Here is a 19,138-nt window from a genome sequence, read left to right as displayed (position 1 = left end):
CCTAGGCTCGCCGCATGAGCGAGGTCATCATCACGGTGCGGGGCGAGAGCGAGACGCGCGTACGGGCCGAGGAAGCGGCGGTGCGCGTCACCGTGTCCACCGACGGCTCGACGCGCGGTCCGGTGGTCGAACGAGCCCAGGAGCGGGCGGCATCCGTCCAGGACGGTCTGGTGGCGCACCTTCGGTCCGGCGAGGTGTCGGAGTGGTCGAGTGCACGAGTGTCCGTGTGGTCGGACCGCCCCTGGAACAACGACGGAGCGCAGCTGCCGTTGGTGCATCATGCGAGCGTGGAACTGTCGGCGACTTTCACCGATGCTGGGGCGCTGTCTTGGTGGCTGGGTGATGTCGCCGAGTCCGACGACGTGCAGGTGACCGCGGTCGAATGGCGTCTCGCGCACGAGACCCGCGTTCGGGTCGAGCGGAAGGTCGCTGCCTCCGCCGTACAGGTCGCCGTGGAGCGCGCGGCCGCGTACGCGGAAGCCCTGGGCTTGGCATCCATCACCGCCGTCGAGATCGCGGACGCCGGACTGCTCGATCGGCATCCGGATGCCGCGATGCCCCGGATGATGGCCGCGAGAGCCGAGGCGGGCCCGTCGTTCAGTCTCCAGGCGCCCGAGATCGTCGTCAGCGCAACCGTCGAAGGGCGCTTCCGGGCCGAGTGAGCGTCACTCCCCCAGGCGGTTGCGCGTGCGCATGGCGCGCTCCGCCTCACGCTTGTCTTCGCGCTCACGAATTGTCTGACGCTTCTCGAACTCGCGCTTGCCTTTGGCCACCGCGATCTCGACCTTCGCCCGGCCGTCGAGGAAGTACAGGCGCAGCGGCACGAGGGTGTACCCGCCCGCGGCGACGGCGTGCGAGAGCTTGATGATCTCTTCCTTGTGCAGCAGCAGCTTGCGGGTGCGCTTGGCCGAGTGATTGGTCCAGTGCCCCTGCGAATACTCGGGGATGTGGACGGCGTCCAGGTAGGCCTGACCGCCATCGATGTAGGCGTAACCGTCCGTGAGGTTCGCACGGCCCTGCCGCAGCGACTTGACCTCGGTGCCGGTCAGCACGAGCCCGGCTTCATACGTCTTCTCGATGGCGTAGTCGTGGCGCGCCTTCTTGTTCGACGCGATGAGCTTCTCACCCTGCTCACGAGGCATGGTGCCACCTCCTCATGATTCCGGGCACACAGAGCCCCTCAGTCTACAGACTCAGGCGCGCAGCCAGCGTCGGATCGCGAAGCTCGCGCTGAGAGCCGCCAGCAGTACACCTATCACGATGATCACGGGCACCACGATCGCGACGTCGGCGAAGCCGACCCACGAAGTGATGAAGCCGATGCGATCACGGAGGTACTGGTTCACGCCGACCCCGACGATCGCCCACACCGCCACGCTCGCGAGCGCCGACCCGATCAGCGCCGCGAGGACACCCTCGAGGACGAACGGCGTCTGGATGAACCGGTTCGACGCCCCCACCAGCCGCATGATGCCCAGCTCTCGGCGTCTCGCGAACGCCGACAGCCGGATCGTCGTCGCGATCAGCAGAACCGCGGCGACGAGCATGAGCCCGGCGATCCCGACGGCGACGTAGGTCGCGACCGTCAGGGTCTGGAACAGCGGCTCCAGATACTGCATCTGGTCGGTGACCTCTTCGACGCCGGTCTGGTTGCTGAACGCCTCCGAGATGACATCCGACTGGCCCTGGTCGACGAGGTTGATGCTGAAGGTGGCGTTGAACTGGTCGGCGGTGACAACGCCGGCGATGTCCTCGGGGAGTTGCGCCTTGGCATCCTCGAAGACCTCATCGCTCGTCGAGAACGTGTAGTTGCGGATCAGTGGCGCGAGGGCGGGACCGTCGAGGGTCGCGGTGACCTGATCGATCTGCTCCTGGGTCGCCGCTTGACCGGCCGTGCACGACGGCGCGTCCGACACCGTCGCGCACATGAACACTGCGACCTGGGCACGGTCGGCCCAGTACGACTGCATCTTGCCGATCTGCATCTGCATGAGCATCGCGGCACCCACGAAAGTGAGCGACACGAACGTCACGAGGATGACCGAGATGACCATCGACGCGTTACGACGAAGCCCGGTGAAGGCCTCGGAGAGGATGAGCCCGAGTCTCATGTCGTGGGCCCCACTTCGTTGTCGCGGTCGTTCTTGTCGGCGAGACCGAGTCGATCGGCGAGGCCGAGCGCATCGACGTCCGGTGTGGTCACGGGCACCGATCGCGTGTTCGTACTGGGTTCACGCGGAGGCGGCGTCGCGTCGGCCGACGCCGAGGTCTCCGCCGCCGAGGCCTCAGCCGCCGGGCCGGTCGTGGCATCCGGGCGTGCCGCCTCGGCTCGTGCCGCGTCGTTCCGGGCGGCCGCGGAGAGATCGAGGGGCTCGACGGCCCCGGTGACGTGCGCGACCTCGCGCTGAACCTCGAGGACCGCGGTGAGAGCGGCCACCGCGGCGGCGCCCCGCTCGACCTCGGGGGCGAGTCGGGGAATGCCCGACGTGTCGCCGTACCCACCGCGTCGTTCGTCGCGGACCATCTCGCCGTTGCGCAACTCGATCACGCGACGCTGCATCTGATCGACGAAGCCGGCCTCGTGGGTCGCCATCACGACGGTGGTGCCTCCGGCGTTGATGCGCGCCAACAGCTGCATGATGTCGACGGACGTGCCGGGGTCGAGGTTTCCCGTGGGTTCGTCGGCGAGGAGAACCTGCGGACGGTTCACCAGGGCGCGCGCGATCGCGACACGCTGCTGCTCACCACCGGAAAGTTCGTGCGGAAGACGCTTCTCTTTGCCGTCGAGACCCACCAGCGCCAGCACCTCGGGCACCGCCTGCTGGATGAAGCCGCGCGAAGCACCCGTGACCTGGAGCGTGAAGGCGACGTTCTGGTGCACGGTCTTGTTCGGGAGCAGACGGAAGTCCTGGAACACCGACCCGATGTGACGGCGGAAGTACGGCACCTTCCGGTTGGAGAGGGTGCGCAGGTCACGCCCGAGAACGACGACCCTCCCCTCGCTCGGGGTCTCTGCTCGCAGGATGAGCTGCAGGCACGACGACTTCCCCGAGCCCGAGGCTCCGACGAGGAAGACGAACTCTCCGCGCTGCACCTCGAAGTCGACGGCGTTCAACGCCGGTCTCGTGGTGCCGCGATACCGCTTGGTGACGTTCTCGAACCGGATCATGGCTCGACGAGCCTAAGCGCGCGACCGTTCCAGCCCGAGAGGACGCGCCGGATCGTGGAACCGGGAGAGTCCTATGGATGCCACGGCTCGCGGCATCCCTCGGTCAGTCGTCGTCGTCCTTGCGCTTTCGCCACCGGATGCCGGCCGCGATCAGACCGTCGAGGTCGCCGTCGAAGACGACCGCGGGGTTTCCGACCTCATATCCGGTGCGAAGGTCTTTCACCAGCTGCTGGCCGTAGAGGAAGTACGACCGCATCTGGTCGCCCCAGCTCGCGGTGATCGTCCCCGCGAGCTCCTTCTTCTTGGCTGCCTCTTCTTCGCGCTTGAGCAGCAACAGGCGCGTCTGCAGAACCCGCATGGCCGCCGCACGGTTCTGGATCTGCGACTTCTCGTTCTGCATCGAAACGACCAGGCCCGTGGGGATGTGCGTGATGCGCACGGCGGAGTCGGTCGTGTTGACCGACTGTCCGCCGGGACCCGACGAGCGGAAGACGTCGACGCGGATGTCGTTCTCGGGTACCTCGACCTCGACGGCCTCTTCCATCACGGGAATGACCTCTACGGCGGCGAAGCTCGTCTGCCGCTTGTCGGCGCCGCCGAAGGGGCTGATGCGCGCGAGGCGGTGGGTGCCCGCCTCGACCGACAGCGTGCCGTACGCGTAGGGGACGTCGACCTCGAACGTCGCGGACTTGATGCCTGCGCCCTCGGCGTACGACGTGTCCATGACCTTCACCGGGTACTTGTGACGCTCGGCCCACCGCAGGTACATGCGCAGGAGCATCTCGGCGAAGTCGGTGGCGTCGTCGCCGCCCGCGCCGGAGCGGATCGTCACGACCGCCGACCGGGCGTCGTACTCGCCGTCGAGCAACGTCTGCACCTCGAGCTGGTTGATGACCTCGCGGAGCGAAGCGAGCTCCTTGCGCGCCTCGTCGGCGGACTCCTCGTCCTCCATCTCGTTGGCGAGCTCGACGAGCACTTCGAGGTCGTCGAGGCGCTGCTCGATCTCGGTGATGCGCTTGAGCTCGGCCTGACGGTGGCTAAGGCGGCTGGTGACCTTCTGGGCGTTGTCGACGTCGTCCCAGAGGTCGGGCGCCCCCGCCTCTTCGCTCAGGCGTTCGATATCGGCGGTGAGTGCGTCGACGTCGACCACGGCCTGAATATCGGCGAAGGTCGAGCGCAGCGCCTGGATGTCGGCGGCAAGGTCCAGTTCGAGCATGACACTCCAGCCTATCGTGGAGACGGTGACGACCGACTCCCCCCGGAACGTACTGGTGCGCTTCGCGCCGATGATCTACGGCCCGACCCTGCTCTTCGCCCTCGGCGAGGGTGCGGTCATCCCCCTCATCCCGGTGATCGCGAATCGGCTGGGCGCGGACGTCGCCCTCGCCGCCCTGATCGCCGCCGCTCTCGTCGTGGGTCAGCTGTGCGGAAACATCCCCGCCGGCTGGGCGGTCGCGCGATTCGGCGAGCGCTTGACGATGGGCGTTGCGGGCATCGTCATCCTCGGCGGCCTGCTCGGCGTCGTCTTTGCTGGTTCGCTCGCCGTGTTCGCTGCGGCGGTGTTCCTCATCGGGTTCTGCACGGCATCCTTCGCTCTGGCGCGACACTCGTTCATGACGACCCGGGTGCCGCTGGCCTTCCGCGCCCGCGCGCTGTCGCTGCTGGGCGGGACGTTCCGCCTCGGGATGTTCGTGGGCCCGTTCGTGTCGGCGGCCCTGCTGGGCATCTTCGGCGACGAGTCCGCCTCCATCGCGTTCTTCGCGATCTGCCAGGTCGCGACGATCCTCCTCGTCCTCCTGGGGCCGGATCCCGAGCGCGCGATCGCCGCCCCCGCCGCCGCATCGACGACCGGCGACGGAGGGGATGCCGAAGACACCGGGGAACCCGTCACCGGCGCGATTCCGCTCGTCGAGCGCGCAGGCGTGTTCCGAACGATGTGGCGCTTCCGCGGCGTGCTCTCGCGCCTCGGTCTCGCCGCCGCTTCGCTGTCGGCGGTCCGATCGGCTCGACAGGTCGTCCTGCCACTGTGGGGAGTGTCGCTGGGTCTGGATGCCTCCGCGATCGCGGTGGTCGTGGGGGTGTCCGGGGCCATCGACTTCGCTCTGTTCTACGCGAGCGGCCAGGTCATGGACCGTTTCGGTCGACTGTGGGCGGCTCTGCCGGCGATGGTGCTGATGGGCGCGGGATTCCTCGCGCTCTCGGTCCCCCATGACGTCGGTGACGCCGCGATGTGGTACGCCATGTTCGCCGCCGTGCTCGGCGTCGGCAACGGTCTGTCCAGCGGCATCCTGCTCACTCTCGGAGCCGATCTCGCTCCGCCCGCCGACCCGGCGGCATTCCTCGGGTCGTGGCGGACCCTGACCGACGGCGGCGGCGCCATCGCTCCTCTCATCCTGTCCGCACTGACGGCGGCCGCGTCACTGTCGATCGCGGTCGCCGCGATGGGATTCCTCGCCGCGGCCGGCGCGATCGGCTTCGTCCGCTGGGTGCCGCGCTACGTGCCGCGGGTGCGCTGAAGGAGGGCCCCGCCCGCTCGACTTGCCGACGCCACCGTTCCCGCCCCACGATGAACGCGACGCGTCACGCGAAGGGACTGGGATGAAGGACGTCGATCGTGGGTCGCTGACCGTCTCCGTGACGCTCGCGGGCATAGCGGGGTTCGTCGACGCCATCGGCTTCCTCGACACGGGGGGCCTGTTCGTGTCGTTCATGAGCGGCAACTCGACGCAGGCCGCGGTCGAGGTGCTCGGGCCGGGTGCGGCCGTGGCCCTGGCCTCCGCGGGGATCATCGCCGCATTCGTCGCGGGTGTCGCCCTCGGCGGCGTCGCGAACACGCGGATGGCGCGACCCCGGCCCTGGATCGTCGGCGCGGCGGCTCTGACCGTCGGGGCCGCCGCCGGCCTGGCTCTCGCCGGAGAGGCGACGCTCTGGCGCGTCGGCCTGCTCGCGGCTGCGATGGGCGCCCTGAACACGCTCTTCCTCGCCGATGGGCGCGCGCGCGTTGCGATCACGTACTCGACGGGCACCCTCGTGAGCCTCGGGTTGGCGCTCGCGGCGCTGGTCACCGGGGGATCCCGAACCGCGTGGCAGCGCCCGTTGGTGCTGTGGGGATCGCTCGTCGGGGGCGCCGTGGTCGGCGCCGTGGCTCACCAGGCGGGAAGTCCGCTCGCGTTGACGATCGCGGCCGCCGCCCTCGCCGTGTGCGTCGTGCCGCTCGCACGCTCCGGTCGCTGACCCCACACGACGGCCGGCGCAGGCGGATCGGCGGATCGTTTACCAGAAGCCGCCAGCTCGACGCTACCTGCGTGATTCCTCTCTTGCGGTCATGGCACCGTGGTGAATCACCCCCGGAGCAAGAGCATGATCGTCGAAACAACCGTCCCCCGTGACGATTCCCGTCACGAGGCCCGTCGGCGCGAGGCGCAGCGCGTCCGCCGTCACGCGCTGATCCGCGTCATCGTGGTGTTGTCCATCGCGAGCGGGGTCAACTACCTCGCCTGGCGCTGGCTGGCGTCGGTGAACTGGGAGCACTGGTGGATCGCTGTGCCCCTGGTGCTGGCCGAGACGTACAGCCTCATCGATTGCATCCTCTTCGGTCTGGGCGCATGGCGGCTGCGGGAGCGGCACGACGCTCCCCCGATCACGCGCGAGATGACGGTCGATGTGCTCGTGACGACCTATAACGAGCCACTGGATCTCGTCATGGGGACCGCTCGCGCGGCGCTCGCCATCCGCTACCCGCACCGCACGTGGATCCTCGACGACGGCGACCGTGCCGAATTGCGCGCGCTCGCCGAGGCGGAGGGGATCGGGGTCATCACCCGCTCGGAGGCGTGGCGCGATCGACCGCGCCACGCCAAAGCGGGCAATCTGAACAACGCCCTGATGGTGACCGAGGGCGAATTCCTCCTGATCCTCGACGCGGACCAGATCCCCTCCCCCGACATCCTTGACCGCACACTGGGCTGGTTCGACGCGGACGAGCGTGTCGCGCTCGTGCAGACTCCGCAGTGGTTCGTCAACGTGCCCCCCTCGGATCCGCTGGGTAGTCAGGCGCCCCTCTTCTACGGCCCGATCCAGCAGTCCAAGGACGGATGGAACGCGGCGTTCTTCTGCGGCTCGAACGCGATTCTCCGCCGCGAAGCGCTCATGCAGCTCGGGGTCTCCCGCTACGTCGGCGATGTCGAACGTGCGGTCGACCGTGGTGTCCGGGCATCTCGGCGGGTGTTGGCCCGGGCACGACGTGCACACGCGCGAGAACCCCGCGTCGTCGCCGCCCTGGATGAGGTCGCCGCAGCCCTCGACGCCCTCAAGTCCGGTCTCGCCACCGGCGAGCCCCTGGCCGACCTCACTTACCGGTTCCAGCGCCGGATCGACGACGTGCGCGAGCGCCTCAGCGGAGAGGACATCTCCGCTCTGCGCGCCGAGCTCGCGGCCCTCGCCGAGCTGACCGGTGACCCCGAGACACTGGCATCCGTCGACGACGTCGCCCTGGAAGCGCTGACCGAGAAGAGCCTGTCTCCCCTGGCGGCGGTCGAATCCGTCAGCCTGCTCGTGAACGCGTTCGACGTGGGCCGTGACGAAGAGGCGCAGGCGATCATGCCGCTGGCCACGATCTCGGTCACCGAGGACATGGCGACGTCGATGCGCCTGCACGGGCTGGGGTGGCGGTCGGTCTACCACGATCAAGTGCTCGCCCGGGGGCTGGCCCCCGACGACCTGCCCACGATGCTCACGCAGCGCCTGCGGTGGGCGCAGGGCACGATGCAGGTGATGTTCCGCGAGAACCCCCTGGTGCAGAAAGGCCTCAGCTGGGGTCAGCGCTTGATGTACTTCGGCACGATGTGGAGCTACCTCTCGGGCTTCGCCGCGATCGTGTACGTCACCGCTCCCGTCCTCTACCTCACGTTCGGCGTCATGCCGGTGCAGGCGTGGAGCGTGGACTTCTTCGCGCGTTTCATCCCGTTCTTCGTGCTGAATCAGGTGCTGTTCATCGTCGTGGCGAACGGCCGCCCGACGTGGCGGGGGGCGCAGTACTCGCTCGCGCTCTTCCCCACCTGGATCCGCGCGGTCACCAGCGCGGTGGGCAACGTCTACGGGGGGCGCTCGCTCGCGTTCTCGGTGACCCCCAAGACGCGGTCCACCGAGAACCGGCCGCGATGGGACCTCGTTCGACCGCAACTGATCGTGATGGCCGCTCTCGTGCTGTCGCTCGTCGTCGTCGCCATCCGTTACGCCGTGGGCCAGGCGGAGGGCGTGGCGCCGCTGGTCAACATCGTGTGGGTGCTGTACGACCTCGCCGTGTTCAGCGTCATCATCCGCGCCGTGCGGTACTCGGCATCCGACCACGAACCGAAGGGTTACTGACATGCTCCAGGTCGACATCGACGCTCGCGACAGCGCGACCGTCATCACGCCGCGCGGACGATTGACCATGGTGTCGGCGTGCGACTTCCGCGAGACGGTCACCGATGTCATTCAGAAGGGCGGCGGTCCGGTCGTCGTGATCGACCTGTCGCAGACCGACTTCGTCGACTCGTCCGGGGTCGGCGCGCTCGTCTCTTGCCTCAGCAGCGCGCGCCAGGCCGGTGGCGACCTCCGGCTCGCCTCCCCGTCGGACCAGGTCTCGATGGTCCTCGGGCTGACGAACCTCGACCGTGTCCTGCGGCCCCGCCCGAGCGTCGAGGAGGCTCTCCGTGACTGAGACCGACATCGAGCGCCGCCTGAGCGCCCCCGTCGTGGTCGCGAGCCTCGACGCCATCCACGACCTGCTCGAGCAGTGGTGGTCGGAGGTCGGTGAGGTCCCGCCGCGCGTGCGGTTCGGTTTCGACACCGCCGTCATCGAGATCGCCGGCAACATCGTCGAGCACTCCGGAGCCGCGAGGCCGGACGGAGAGTTCACGCTCGAGCTCTCGGCCACCCCGGTCCGGCTACGGGCCACGTTCGGCGACGACGGGCGGCCCACGTCGTTCGATCCGGATGCCGTGCGTATGGCATCCATCGACGAGGAGACCGGCCGCGGGTTGGCGTTGGCCGTCGCGGGTGTGGACCACGTCGCCTACCGCCGTGACGGTGCCCGCAACGTCTGGGAGTTGGAGAGCGAGCGACCGTGAGGCGAGCCTCTCGCCGGCTGGTCACGCGGGTCATCGCGACGGCCCTCACCGCGGTCGCGGTGTTCGCGGCAGCGGGCAGCGGCGTGGCCGCGGCCGCCGTCGACGGTTCGCCCACTGAGCCCGCCGCGGATGCGTCACCCGGCGCGGACGCAGGGGGCCTGTGGTTCGCCCCCGAGCTGGACTGGGGTGCTGACGCCCCGGAGGGGTACGCTCGGCGACTCGGTGAGACGCCGCCGGCCTACGGCATCCGTCTGGCCTATCCCCTGGATGCCGCCGCGGAGCGGGGCTGGCAGCGCGCGGCCACCGCGGCCGCAGCCCAGGGGGCAGCGCTCATCCTGACGTTCGAGCCGACGACGGATCTCGACGAGCTCACGGCGGCGGACGCCCGGGCTCTCGCGGACACCCTCGACCGCGTGCACGCCGCGTACGGCACCGAGCAGCGCGTGCGGTTCGCCCCGGAGATGAACGGGTCCTGGGTGCGGTGGGGGCAGCAGCCCACGGCGTACGTGCGCGCGTTCGAAACCGTCGCCGACGCCGTGCACGCCGGATCCTCGGGGGCCGAGACCGTCTGGGTGCCGTCCTACGGGGCGGGATACCCGTTCGACCGCGCCGACGGGCGCCTGGACGACCTGTCGGCGCGCGACGAGCGGACCCTCGACACCGACGCCGACGGCCTGCTCACCGAGGCCGACGACCCCTACGGTCCGTACTTTCCGCGTGCGGATGCCGTGGATCGCGTCGGGCTCACCCTCTACTACTTCGGCAAGGGGGAGGCGGCGGCGGCCGCGGGCCGGGGGGTTCCCCTCGAGCACAACGACGCCCCCGAGAGCGGCGAGGTCGCGCAGCGTCTGGCAGAGCGCTGGGGGTACACCGTGGCCCAGCCGCAGAGTTTCACCGAGCGTTTCGCCCGGCCGGACCGCCCGATGGCGATCGACACCGGAGCCCTGTTCGACCCCGCGCGCGCGGGTGACGACGAGCTCTCGGTGAAGAGGGGATGGTGGCAGCAGGTGCTGAACGAGCTGCCCGCGCATCCGCACATCGACACCGTCTCCTGGCTGGAGGTCGAACGCGTCGAGGCCGAGGCCGGCGGTGCCGAGGCGGACTGGCGCGCGACGGCGGACCCTCGGGTCGCGCAGGCGCTCCGGGCAGACCTCGTCGCGACGGGACGCTTCGCGTGGGCGCCGGTGACTCCCCCGGTGACGGCGGACGAAGGCCTTTCGAGCCATTCTCCCCTCACGGAACCGGCCGGGTCGGAGCGACCGACGGTCGCCGCGTGGACGATGGCCGGGGCAGCCATCGCCCTCGTGATGGCACTCGCGGTGTCGCGGCTGCTCCCCCGGTGGCGATACCGACACGAGGCGCACGAACGAGATCTGCGGCTCGACGTCGTGCGCGGTGTCGCCATCGCGGGCGGCGTCCTCGCGGTCCTCGCGAGCGCGGGGCCCCTCACTGTCGCGTCGCAGGCCGTCCTCTCCGTCACCGGCGCCGAGCTGTTCGTCGCGATCAGCGGCATCGTCATGGGGCTGGGTTACCGGCGCCGCCTCGATGCTCTCGGCGTCGGCGATTCCCTCGCACGCGGGTGGCGACGCGCCGGGCGGCTGTACGCCGTGACGCTGTCGGTGATCGTGGCCGTCTTCGCCGTGGGCTTCCTCCCCTTCCTCGACACCACCACCGTCACGACGCTGACCGACCCGTCGACGGGTCGCGTGTACGACCTGTACCCGAACGCCGAGCGCCTTTTGGACTACCCACCGCCGTGGTACGCGGTGCGCGATCTCCTCCTCCTACGGATGAGCCCGTGGCCGATCGTGATCCTGGGTCTGTTCATCGCCCTGGCGCTCCTCGCACCCCTGTTCCTCGCCCTGCTGCGTCGTCGCCTGTGGTGGGTCGTCGTGGCCGTGAGCATCGCCGCCTACGCCATGTCGATCGCGCTACCGGATGCCATCCTCCTGCCGACCGCGTTCGATGCGGTCTATCCCCTCCTCGCCTGGCAGCTGCCCTTCGTCCTCGGCCTCGTCGTGGGATACCACCGCGCGGTGATCTCCCGGCTCCTGCGTCGGCCCGGAGGCATGACGGTGGCGACGGTGATCGTTCTGGCGTGGGCCGCGGCAGCCATCACTGGCGTGACTGCCCCGGTTCTCGGCGTGATCACGCCGTCCGCACCCGGTGGTCTCGACCTCATGCGGCTCGGCGATTCGGCCGTCCTGCTCGCGGTCGCCCTCGCCGTCCTGACCGCGGTCTGGGTGCCCGTGGACCGGGTGTGGCGCGCCGTGTGGGTGCCGCTGGGTCAAGCGAGCCTGGCCGTGTTCTGCGCGCAGCTGCTCCTGCTGATCCTGATCGCGAGCGTCCCCGCGCTCGACGTCGACGATCCGCTCGTCGCCACCCTCGTCGCAACCGGCGGGCTGCTCGCACTCTGGCTGCTCGCCATCGCTCTCCGGCGCCGGGCGGCATCCCGAGTCACCCCGCACTGACCCGCGGGATCGGCCTCGGCGAGACGATGGGCCGCGGACGGAGGTGTCAGTGGATCGACACGACCACCGCGGTGACGTCGTCGTCAACGGGCTGCGTCGACACTCGCACGGAGAGATCCCGGAAGAAGTCATCCGGATCCGCGGACCGCCGCAGATCTTCACCGATGAGGCGCAGGCTGTCGAGCGTGGAGTCGTACGCGTCGAGCGCTCCGTCGGACACGCTCACGATGAGATCGCCCCGCGCGACCTCGACCTGGCCCGCCTCCCACGCCAGCTCGCGGGGGCGCAGCCCGAGCGGGAGGTTGTGCGACCGGAGCCGCTCGGTGGTCCCGTCGGCACGCAGCAGCAGCGTCAATCCGTGGCCGGCGTCGACGAAGTCCACTATCCCGGTCGTCGTGTCGATGACGGCATGGAACAGCGTCGCGAACGTGTCGCGGTAGCGGCCCGTCGCACGCGCCTCGTCCTCGACCGACCGCACGGCATCGAGCGGAGCGCTGTCACGGCGGGACTGCAGGGCCGCCAGGAGTTCGTCGGCCAGACGGCCCGCCTCCTCGCCCTTCCCCATGACGTCGGCGAGGGTCACGACGACACGACCGCCGAACTGCTGCCATCCGCTGCGGTCCCCGCTGATCAACCCGTGCGGGATCGCGAGCGCCGCGAGGCGCAGCTCGTCGCCGACCAGACTGTCGCCTCGGGGCGCGGCCGACGCCGCTCCGCCCGCCTCGGCCCCGGGCTGGGCCTGTCGCACTTCCGCCTGGGCCCACTGCCCCAGCCTGTACAACGCCTCCCGCTCGGCGGCATCCAGATGGCGCGAGTCGCCATCGAGCAGACACAGGGTCGCCACGGCATCCCCCCGATCGTTACGCAGCGGGATGCCGGCGTAGAAGCGCATGCCGTAGTGCGTCACGGCACCCCGACTCGCGTAGCGCTCGATCGCGCGCGCGTCTTCGATCTCGAGAATGTCGTCCTGCTGGACGGTATCCCCGCAGAAGACCTCCGCCACCGACGAGAACCCGAAGCGCGCGCCGTCGGGCTGGCCCTTGGTGTAGATGTCGTCCGCGCCCACGACGTTGACGAGGGCCAGGTCGACGTCGAACAGCTCCTGCGCCACGCGGGTGATGCGATCGAAGCGTTCGTCGGGGGGCGAATCCCACAGCCCGCTGTCCTCCACCGCGGGAACACCGGAAGAAGGAGTCGTGGTCATGAGCGTGGGTCCTCCCGTCGTCCGCGCCGCGGGCCCGAGTCGCCCTCGAACCCGGCGTGACCTCGAGCGTAACCAGCACTCTCGTCGGTTCAGCCCGTTCCCGGCGAGATCGTCGCGATACGCGCAAGCCCTGCGTCGCGCGTCCTCAGGACGCGTCGATGCGCACCAGCACCTTGCCGGTCGCCCCTGCCTCGACAGCGTCGTGGGCAGCGGCCGTATCCGCCAGGGGGAACCACGTCAGCGGCAGTCCCGCCTCTTCCCCGACAGGGAGCGCACCATCGGCCACAGCCGCCGACACGTCCTCGGCCGCGGCCCCGAGGGCATCGTCACCGACGGTGTACAGCAGCAGCCCCTGCCAGCGGACGTTCTTGGCGAAGCTCTCGCGCACCGCGGCGGTGAATCGATCACCGCCGTTGTCGGCGTAATAGGCGATCGACGCGTGGTTGGCGGCGACCTCGACGTCGAGCCCGGCGTTCTGCGCGATGGCGACCTCCACGATGTGCTCTACGCCGTTCGGAGCGATCTCGCGGATGCCGTCGGCCAACGCGGCATCGGGATACCGCAGCACGTGGTGGGCGCCCGCCGCGCGCGCCAGGGTCTCTTTCTCGTCGCTGCTCACCGTCGCGATGACCGTGGCGCCGGCCCAGACGGCCAGCTGGATCGCGGCGTGGCCCACGGCACCCGCGCCGCCCTGCACGAGCACGGTCCGCCCGTCCAGCGCTCCGGGGGAAAGACGCGAAGGCCCGAACTCGTGCACCGTCAAGGCGCGGTGAGCGGTCATCGCGGGAACGCCGAGGCTCGCGCCGAGCTCGAACGACGCGTCGTCGGCCAGCCGGACGGCCCGTGCGGCGGGGATCACCGCGTACTCGGCCGCGGTGCCGGTCGGGCGCTCGTGGGCGGCGAGGAAGATCCACACGCGATCGCCCACCGTCAGTCCGTCTACGCCGTCGCCCACGGCATCCACCGTTCCCGCTCCGTCCTGGTTGGGGGTCACCTCATCGGCGACGAGCGGTCGGCCCACCGAGGCCCGCGCCTTCCAGTCCGTGGGGTTCACGCCCGAGACCGCCAGACGAACGCGCACCTCACCGGCGACGGGTTCGGGGACGTCGCGGTTGACGAGGGACAGGACGGAGGAGTCACCGGGGGTCGAGTAGACGATCGCCTTCATGTCGGTTCCAAGCCAGCACGCCGCATACGCATTCCCGCGACACGCCCACCGGTCCGGCGTGAGTTGGGAGCCGGTTCACATGGAGCCGCCGCGACGCGGCCCTAGAATGAGGGCACTCGCGGGAGTGGTGAAACCGGCAGACACGCAGGATTTAGGTTCCTGTGCCTTCGGGCGTGGGGGTTCAAGTCCCCCCTTCCGCACGGATATCTCTCCACGACACCGTTTCTTCGACCCGACGGGACCGATGTGATCCACCCCACCGCCCTGCTCCCGTGGCTCGACCCGGCGACCATCATCACCAACTCGCAGCCCTGGGCACTGCTCGTCGTCTGCTTCATCGTGTTCGCAGAAACGGGTCTGCTGGTCGGATTCCTGCTGCCCGGCGACACGCTGCTGATCATGGCGGGCCTGCTTTCGCACTCCACACCGGCTGCCCCGAACGGGGTGTTCGGCATCAACGCCTGGTTCGTCGCTCTCTCGATCGGCGTCGCCGCCTTCATCGGCGGCGAAGTCGGCTACTTCATCGGCCACAAGGCCGGACCTTCGATCTTCGAGCGAAAAGAATCCGGCATCTTCAGTCGGAAGAACGTGGAACGCACGAACGCCTTCTTCGTCCGTTTCGGCGGCATCACCGTCATCCTCGCCCGCTTCGTCCCCGTCGTGCGCACCTTCGCTCCGATCGCGGCCGGTGTCGGGCACATGCCCTGGCGGCGCTACACGTTGTACAACCTCATCGGCGCGATCATCTGGGGCATCGGACTGACGATGATCGGCTACGCGGTGGGGTACATCCCGTTCGTGCGCGACATCGTCACCGAGTACATCGACGTCATCCTCCTCGCCGCCGTCGCGGGCACGGCGATCTTCATCGCCGTCCACTACTTCCGCGAGCGCGCCGCCGCCAAGCGCGACGCCGCCCGCGGCCACGACGTCGTGACGAAGGCGGATTCGGAAGCTCTCGTCCTCGACCCGCAGACGCTCGAAGACGGCGACCAGCGCGACCGCTGAGAGCCGCGGTCAGGAAGCCTTCGACGTCTTCTTCTTCGCCTCGGGCTTCTTCTTCGGTGCGGCCTCGCCCTTGGCATCCTCGCGGGCGGCGCGGCTGCGCTCGACGCTGGCGCGCAACGCCTCCATGAGGTCGATGACCTCACCGCCGTCGTCGTCGCCGTCCTCGGCGCCGAAGGTCGCGGCGGTGTCGAGAGCGTCGCCCTGTTCGAGCTTGGCGTCGATGAGGGTGCGCAACTCCCGCTGATACTCGTCGCCGAACTCCTCCGGGTCGAAGTCCTTCGAGAAGCTCTCGACGAGCGATGCCGACATCTCGAGCTCCTTCGCCGAGATTCGCACATCCTCATCCAGGGCGGGGAAAGCCGCCTCGCGCACTTCGTCGGCCCACAGAAGAGTCTGGAGCACGAGGACGTCGCCCCGGGTGCGTAGCGCCGCCAGTCGTGTCTTCTGACGGAGCGAGAATCGGACGATCGCGGTGCGGTCACTCTGCTCGAGCGTCTTTCGGAGCAGCACGTAGGCCTTGGGCGACGACGAATCCGGCTCCAGGTAGTACGCCTTGTCGAGCGTGAGGAGGTCGACCTGATCGCTCGGCACGAACTCGACGACCTCGATCTCTCGACTTCGCTCGCTCGGAAGCGAGGCGAGGTCGTCCTTGGTCAGCACGACCGTCCGCTCGCCGTCGTCGTAGGCGCGGTCGATGTCCTGGTAGGGCACCACTTCCCCGTCCACTTCGCAGATGCGCTGGTAACGGATCCGTCCGCCGTCCTTGTTGTGCACCTGGTGGAGCGGCACGTCGTGATCCTCGGTGGCCGAGTACACCTTCACGGGCACATTGACCAGGCCGAAGGTCAGCGCGCCTTTCCAGATCGATCGCATACTCCCAGTGAACACCGTCAACACGGTGGATGCCGAGGGGCTTGTGCCCGCGGCGGCGCACAACTCCTGCACACCCAGGCACCTCAGCCCGAAACACGCCGCCCCACGGGGCCGCGCCGGAGTTACGCGGCGCAACCCCGCGGCATCCGGCAACCCCGCCGCTCCACGCCGGAACGAGGGCCGGCCAAACCGTGCGACGGCGGATGCCGACGTGCTTGTGCCCGCGGCTGCGGCGCACAACTCCTGCACACCTAGGCACCTCAGCCCGAGACACACCGCCCCGCAAGGCTCCGCCGGAGTTGTGCGGCGCAACCCCACGGCATCCGGCAGCGCCGCCGATGCACGCCGGGGCGACGGCCGGCCAAACCGTGCGACGGCGGATGCCGACGGGCTCGTGCCCGCGGCTGCGGCGCACAACTCCTGCACATCCAGGCCCCTACCCCTCGAAACGCACCGCCCCGCCAGGCCGCGCCGGAGTTATGCGGCGCAACCCCGCGGCATCCGGCAACCCGCCGCTCCACGCCGGGCGATGGCAGAAGAAGCCGTGCGATGGCGGATGCCGACGGGCTCGTGCCCGCGGCGGCGCACAACTCCTGCACAACCAGGGCCCTCAGCCCGAAACACACCGACCCGCCAGGCCGCGCCGGAGTTATGCGGCGCAACCCCGCGGCATCCGGCAACCCGCCGCTCTACGCTGGGGCGATGGCGGAGCAGACGGTGCGGATCGACGGTCGCCGGCTGCGCCTGTCGAACCTCGACAAGGTGCTGTATCCCGAGACGGGCACGACCAAGGGCGAGGTCATCGACTACTACACCCGGATCGCCCCGAGGCTCTTGCCGCACGTGCGGGCGCGCCCGGTCACCCGGAAGCGGTGGCCCGACGGGGTGGGCACCGAGGCCGCTCCCGCCGAGCCGTTCTTCGCGAAAGCGCTCGAGCCCGGAGCGCCCGCCTGGGTGCCGCGGCGCGCGATCGACCATTCCTCGGGGGCGAAGGACTATCCGCTCGTGGAGGAACTCGCCACGCTGGTCTACCTGGCGCAGGTCGCCAGCCTGGAGTTGCACGTGCCGCAATGGCGGTTCGACGCCGCCGGGACGAGGTCGAACCCCGATCGGATAGTGCTCGACCTCGACCCCGGTCCGGGCGTCGGGCTCGTGGAGTGCGCAGAAGTCGCCCGGTGGGCGCGCACGATCCTCCTCGACATCGGCCTCGACCCGATGCCGGTCACCAGCGGCAGCAAGGGCATTCACCTGTACGCGCACCTGGACGGTCGCCAGTCGAGCGACGCCGTGAGTGCCGTCGCCAAGGAACTCGCCCGCGCGATCGAGGCGGATCACCCGGATCTCGTGGTGAGCCAGATGGCCAAGACGGCACGGGCCGGCAAGGTCTTCATCGACTGGAGTCAGAACAACGGATCGAAGACGACGATCGCGCCCTACTCCCTGCGCGGACGCGCCCAGCCCACCGTGGCCGCACCGCGGACGTGGGAGGAACTCGACGACCCCGGCCTGCGCCATCTGCTCTTCCACGAGGTGCTCGAGCGGACCGACGACCCGTTGTCCTCGATCGACCCGTCCGACGGCCCCCTGCGGTCGTACATCGCCAAGCGCACCGCAGGGCGGACGCCGGAACCCGTGCCGAGCGCGCCGCACGGGGAAACCCCCGCGGAGGGTCTCCCCCGGTTCGTCATCCAGGAGCACCACGCGTCGCGGCTGCACTGGGATCTGCGACTCGAACGCGACGGAGTCCTCGTCAGCTGGGCGGTCCCCAAGGGCGTTCCCGCGACGACGGGGAAGAACAGCCTCGCGGTGATGACCGAGGACCACCCGATGCAGTACCTCGACTTCGCGGGCGAGATCCCCCGGGGTCAGTACGGCGCCGGCACCATGACGGTGTGGGACACCGGCCGATACGAGCTGGAGAAGTGGCGCGACGACGAGATCATCGCGACCCTGGAAGGACGGCCCGAGGGTCCCCTCGGTCGTGTCCGTCTCGCCCTCATCCGCACGGAGGGCGACGGAGAGAAGTCGCAGTGGTTGCTGCACCGGATGAAGACGGATGCCGACGGCCGACCCCAGCGTGACGGTGCCGCGGTCGTGCCTCGCGAGGACAGTGCGCCGACCACCGCATCGTCAGCCCCGCGGGCGTCCGCCGTCGCGGACTCGGAGCTCCGCCCCATGCTCGCGACCGGGGCGACGCCCGGCATCGCGACCGCGGCTGCCGCGCGGTGGCGCGAGGTGTGGGTCGAGATGAAGTGGGACGGAATCCGCGGCATCGGTCTCTGGGACGGCGAGCGCCTCCGCCTGCGTTCCCGCAACGGCAACGACCTCACGGCGACGTATCCGGAGCTGACGGCGGTCGACCTCGGCCTCGGTGCGGCCCCCGCCGTGATCGACGGCGAGATCGTCGCGCTTGACGCGCAGGGTCGACCCAGCTTCCCGCTCCTGCAGAAGCGCATGAACCTCGCCCAGGCCCGTGACATCACGCAGGAGGCCGCGCGGACGCCCGTGCACCTCTATCTCTTCGACGTCCTCGAGGCGGACGGGCGCGATCTCACCGGACTTCCCCTTGCCGCTCGACGCGCCACGCTGGAGCATCTCGCGCACGCGGCGGCACGCGTCGTCGTCGTCCCGCCCGTGTTCGACGACGTGGACGCCGCGCTGTCCTCGAGCGAGCGCTTCGGCCTCGAGGGCATCGTCGTGAAGGACCCCGACTCGCCCTATCGACGCGGACAACGCACCGACCGCTGGCTGAAGGTGAAGCACTCGCGCACCCAGGAGGTCGTTATCGGCGGCATCCGTCCGGGCAAAGGGAACCGCGCGGGCACGATCGGCTCCCTGCTGGTCGGCGTGCCCTCCTCCGACGGACTCCGATACGCCGGACGGGTCGGCTCGGGATTCGGCGAGCGAGCTCTCGCCCAGCTGTCGGATCTCCTCGAGCCGCTCGGCACCTCCCGGAACCCGTTCATCGGCGTGCCCGCCGCGGACGCGCGCGACGCGCTGTGGGTCGAGCCTCGGCTCGTCGCGGAGGTGGAATTCGCCGAGTTCACACCCGGTGGCATCCTCCGTCAGGCGCGCTGGCGAGGGTTGCGGCCGGACAAGGATCCCGCCGACGTGGTGCGGGAGGACTGAGAC

Annotated in this window: 16 protein-coding genes and 1 tRNA gene; 10 read left to right on the top strand and 7 right to left on the bottom strand. The window is 69.7% G+C overall.

What is annotated here, in order from left to right; translation table 11 throughout:
- The first annotated feature begins 14 nt into the window (after window positions 1-14).
- Window positions 15-662, top strand: a complete 648-nt coding sequence (locus MHY30_RS01075) for an SIMPL domain-containing protein (protein WP_239274390.1) — start codon at window positions 15-17, stop codon at window positions 660-662.
- A gap of 3 nt (window positions 663-665) precedes the next feature.
- On the opposite strand, the gene smpB is transcribed toward MHY30_RS01075, so the two are convergent.
- From smpB to prfB, 4 genes are all read right to left on the bottom strand, one after another.
- Complete coding sequence (smpB, locus tag MHY30_RS01070) at window positions 666-1,142, bottom strand: SsrA-binding protein SmpB (RefSeq protein WP_239274379.1); 477 nt, start codon at window positions 1,140-1,142, stop codon at window positions 666-668.
- Window positions 1,143-1,193: 51 nt separating this feature from the next.
- A complete protein-coding gene (ftsX, locus tag MHY30_RS01065) occupies window positions 1,194-2,111 on the bottom strand; it encodes a permease-like cell division protein FtsX (protein ID WP_239274354.1) in 918 nt (305 codons plus the stop codon).
- On the bottom strand, window positions 2,108-3,169 hold the full coding sequence (gene ftsE, locus MHY30_RS01060; protein WP_239274340.1) for a cell division ATP-binding protein FtsE: 1,062 nt from the start codon (window positions 3,167-3,169) through the stop codon (window positions 2,108-2,110). Before ftsE ends, ftsX begins: the two co-directional genes overlap by 4 nt.
- A gap of 103 nt (window positions 3,170-3,272) precedes the next feature.
- Window positions 3,273-4,385, bottom strand: coding sequence for a peptide chain release factor 2 (prfB, locus tag MHY30_RS01055; protein WP_239274325.1), 1,113 nt, complete (start codon window positions 4,383-4,385; stop codon window positions 3,273-3,275).
- Here prfB and MHY30_RS01050 point away from each other — a divergent pair.
- The 6 genes from MHY30_RS01050 to opgC all read left to right on the top strand — a co-directional run bounded on the left by MHY30_RS01050 (window position 4,384) and on the right by opgC (window position 11,753).
- Complete coding sequence (locus MHY30_RS01050; RefSeq protein WP_239274300.1) at window positions 4,384-5,685, top strand: MFS transporter; 1,302 nt, start codon at window positions 4,384-4,386, stop codon at window positions 5,683-5,685. The two genes, prfB and MHY30_RS01050, sit on opposite strands and share 2 nt — an antisense overlap.
- 82 nt (window positions 5,686-5,767) lie before the next feature.
- A complete protein-coding gene (locus MHY30_RS01045; protein ID WP_239274281.1) occupies window positions 5,768-6,403 on the top strand; it encodes a YoaK family protein in 636 nt (211 codons plus the stop codon).
- Between the two features lie 126 nt (window positions 6,404-6,529).
- Window positions 6,530-8,536: a glycosyltransferase family 2 protein gene (locus MHY30_RS01040; protein WP_239274279.1), complete on the top strand. Its 2,007-nt coding sequence runs from the start codon at window positions 6,530-6,532 to the stop codon at window positions 8,534-8,536.
- A gap of 1 nt (window position 8,537) precedes the next feature.
- On the top strand, window positions 8,538-8,873 hold the full coding sequence (locus tag MHY30_RS01035; protein WP_239274268.1) for an STAS domain-containing protein: 336 nt from the start codon (window positions 8,538-8,540) through the stop codon (window positions 8,871-8,873).
- Window positions 8,866-9,282, top strand: coding sequence for an ATP-binding protein (locus tag MHY30_RS01030; protein WP_239274266.1), 417 nt, complete (start codon window positions 8,866-8,868; stop codon window positions 9,280-9,282). The genes MHY30_RS01035 and MHY30_RS01030 overlap by 8 nt, the downstream gene beginning before the upstream one ends.
- Window positions 9,279-11,753 carry an OpgC domain-containing protein gene (gene opgC / locus MHY30_RS15270; protein WP_239274264.1) on the top strand — a complete coding sequence of 825 codons (2,475 nt, stop codon included), beginning with the start codon at window positions 9,279-9,281 and terminating at the stop codon, window positions 11,751-11,753. Before MHY30_RS01030 ends, opgC begins: the two co-directional genes overlap by 4 nt.
- Window positions 11,754-11,799: 46 nt before the next feature.
- On the opposite strand, the gene MHY30_RS01020 is transcribed toward opgC, so the two are convergent.
- Both MHY30_RS01020 and MHY30_RS01015 read right to left on the bottom strand, forming a co-directional pair.
- Window positions 11,800-12,957, bottom strand: coding sequence for a GAF domain-containing SpoIIE family protein phosphatase (locus MHY30_RS01020; RefSeq protein WP_239274253.1), 1,158 nt, complete (start codon window positions 12,955-12,957; stop codon window positions 11,800-11,802).
- A gap of 145 nt (window positions 12,958-13,102) precedes the next feature.
- The gene (locus tag MHY30_RS01015) at window positions 13,103-14,125 is read right to left on the bottom strand and encodes an NADPH:quinone reductase (RefSeq protein ID WP_239274241.1); all 1,023 of its coding nucleotides are present in this window, start codon (window positions 14,123-14,125) and stop codon (window positions 13,103-13,105) included.
- Window positions 14,126-14,243: 118 nt separating this feature from the next.
- Between MHY30_RS01015 and MHY30_RS01010 the strand changes: the two genes are divergently transcribed.
- Together MHY30_RS01010 and MHY30_RS01005 are read left to right on the top strand one after the other, a co-directional pair.
- Window positions 14,244-14,325: transfer RNA gene (locus tag MHY30_RS01010), tRNA-Leu, on the top strand.
- A 49-nt stretch (window positions 14,326-14,374) separates the two neighbouring features.
- A complete protein-coding gene (locus MHY30_RS01005; protein WP_239274762.1) occupies window positions 14,375-15,133 on the top strand; it encodes a DedA family protein in 759 nt (252 codons plus the stop codon).
- Between the two features lie 9 nt (window positions 15,134-15,142).
- Here MHY30_RS01005 and MHY30_RS01000 read toward each other — a convergent pair whose 3' ends face one another.
- Entirely contained in the window at window positions 15,143-16,006 is an 864-nt protein-coding gene (locus tag MHY30_RS01000; protein WP_239274222.1) for a Ku protein, read from the bottom strand.
- Between the two features lie 702 nt (window positions 16,007-16,708).
- On the opposite strand from MHY30_RS01000, the gene MHY30_RS00995 reads away from it, so the two are divergent.
- Window positions 16,709-19,135 carry an ATP-dependent DNA ligase gene (locus tag MHY30_RS00995; RefSeq protein WP_239274211.1) on the top strand — a complete coding sequence of 809 codons (2,427 nt, stop codon included), beginning with the start codon at window positions 16,709-16,711 and terminating at the stop codon, window positions 19,133-19,135.
- Window positions 19,136-19,138 lie beyond the last annotated feature (3 nt).

Origin of the sequence: Microbacterium sp. ACRRU (assembly GCF_022346945.1) — a bacterium.
GTDB classification, from domain to species: domain Bacteria; phylum Actinomycetota; class Actinomycetes; order Actinomycetales; family Microbacteriaceae; genus Microbacterium; species Microbacterium mcarthurae.
This window is presented reverse-complemented; position numbering and strand designations above follow the sequence as displayed.

Coding starts and splice junctions, on each gene's coding strand:
- MHY30_RS01075 (WP_239274390.1), top strand. CDS start 15: ATGAGCGAGGTCATCATCACGGTGCGGGGCGAGAGCGAGACGCGCGTA.
- smpB (WP_239274379.1), bottom strand. CDS start 1,142: ATGCCTCGTGAGCAGGGTGAGAAGCTCATCGCGTCGAACAAGAAGGCG.
- ftsX (WP_239274354.1), bottom strand. CDS start 2,111: ATGAGACTCGGGCTCATCCTCTCCGAGGCCTTCACCGGGCTTCGTCGT.
- ftsE (WP_239274340.1), bottom strand. CDS start 3,169: ATGATCCGGTTCGAGAACGTCACCAAGCGGTATCGCGGCACCACGAGA.
- MHY30_RS01050 (WP_239274300.1), top strand. CDS start 4,384: ATGACACTCCAGCCTATCGTGGAGACGGTGACGACCGACTCCCCCCGG.
- prfB (WP_239274325.1), bottom strand. CDS start 4,385: ATGCTCGAACTGGACCTTGCCGCCGACATCCAGGCGCTGCGCTCGACC.
- MHY30_RS01045 (WP_239274281.1), top strand. CDS start 5,768: ATGAAGGACGTCGATCGTGGGTCGCTGACCGTCTCCGTGACGCTCGCG.
- MHY30_RS01040 (WP_239274279.1), top strand. CDS start 6,530: ATGATCGTCGAAACAACCGTCCCCCGTGACGATTCCCGTCACGAGGCC.
- MHY30_RS01035 (WP_239274268.1), top strand. CDS start 8,538: ATGCTCCAGGTCGACATCGACGCTCGCGACAGCGCGACCGTCATCACG.
- MHY30_RS01020 (WP_239274253.1), bottom strand. CDS start 12,957: ATGACCACGACTCCTTCTTCCGGTGTTCCCGCGGTGGAGGACAGCGGG.
- MHY30_RS01015 (WP_239274241.1), bottom strand. CDS start 14,125: ATGAAGGCGATCGTCTACTCGACCCCCGGTGACTCCTCCGTCCTGTCC.
- MHY30_RS01000 (WP_239274222.1), bottom strand. CDS start 16,006: ATGCGATCGATCTGGAAAGGCGCGCTGACCTTCGGCCTGGTCAATGTG.
- MHY30_RS00995 (WP_239274211.1), top strand. CDS start 16,709: ATGGCGGAGCAGACGGTGCGGATCGACGGTCGCCGGCTGCGCCTGTCG.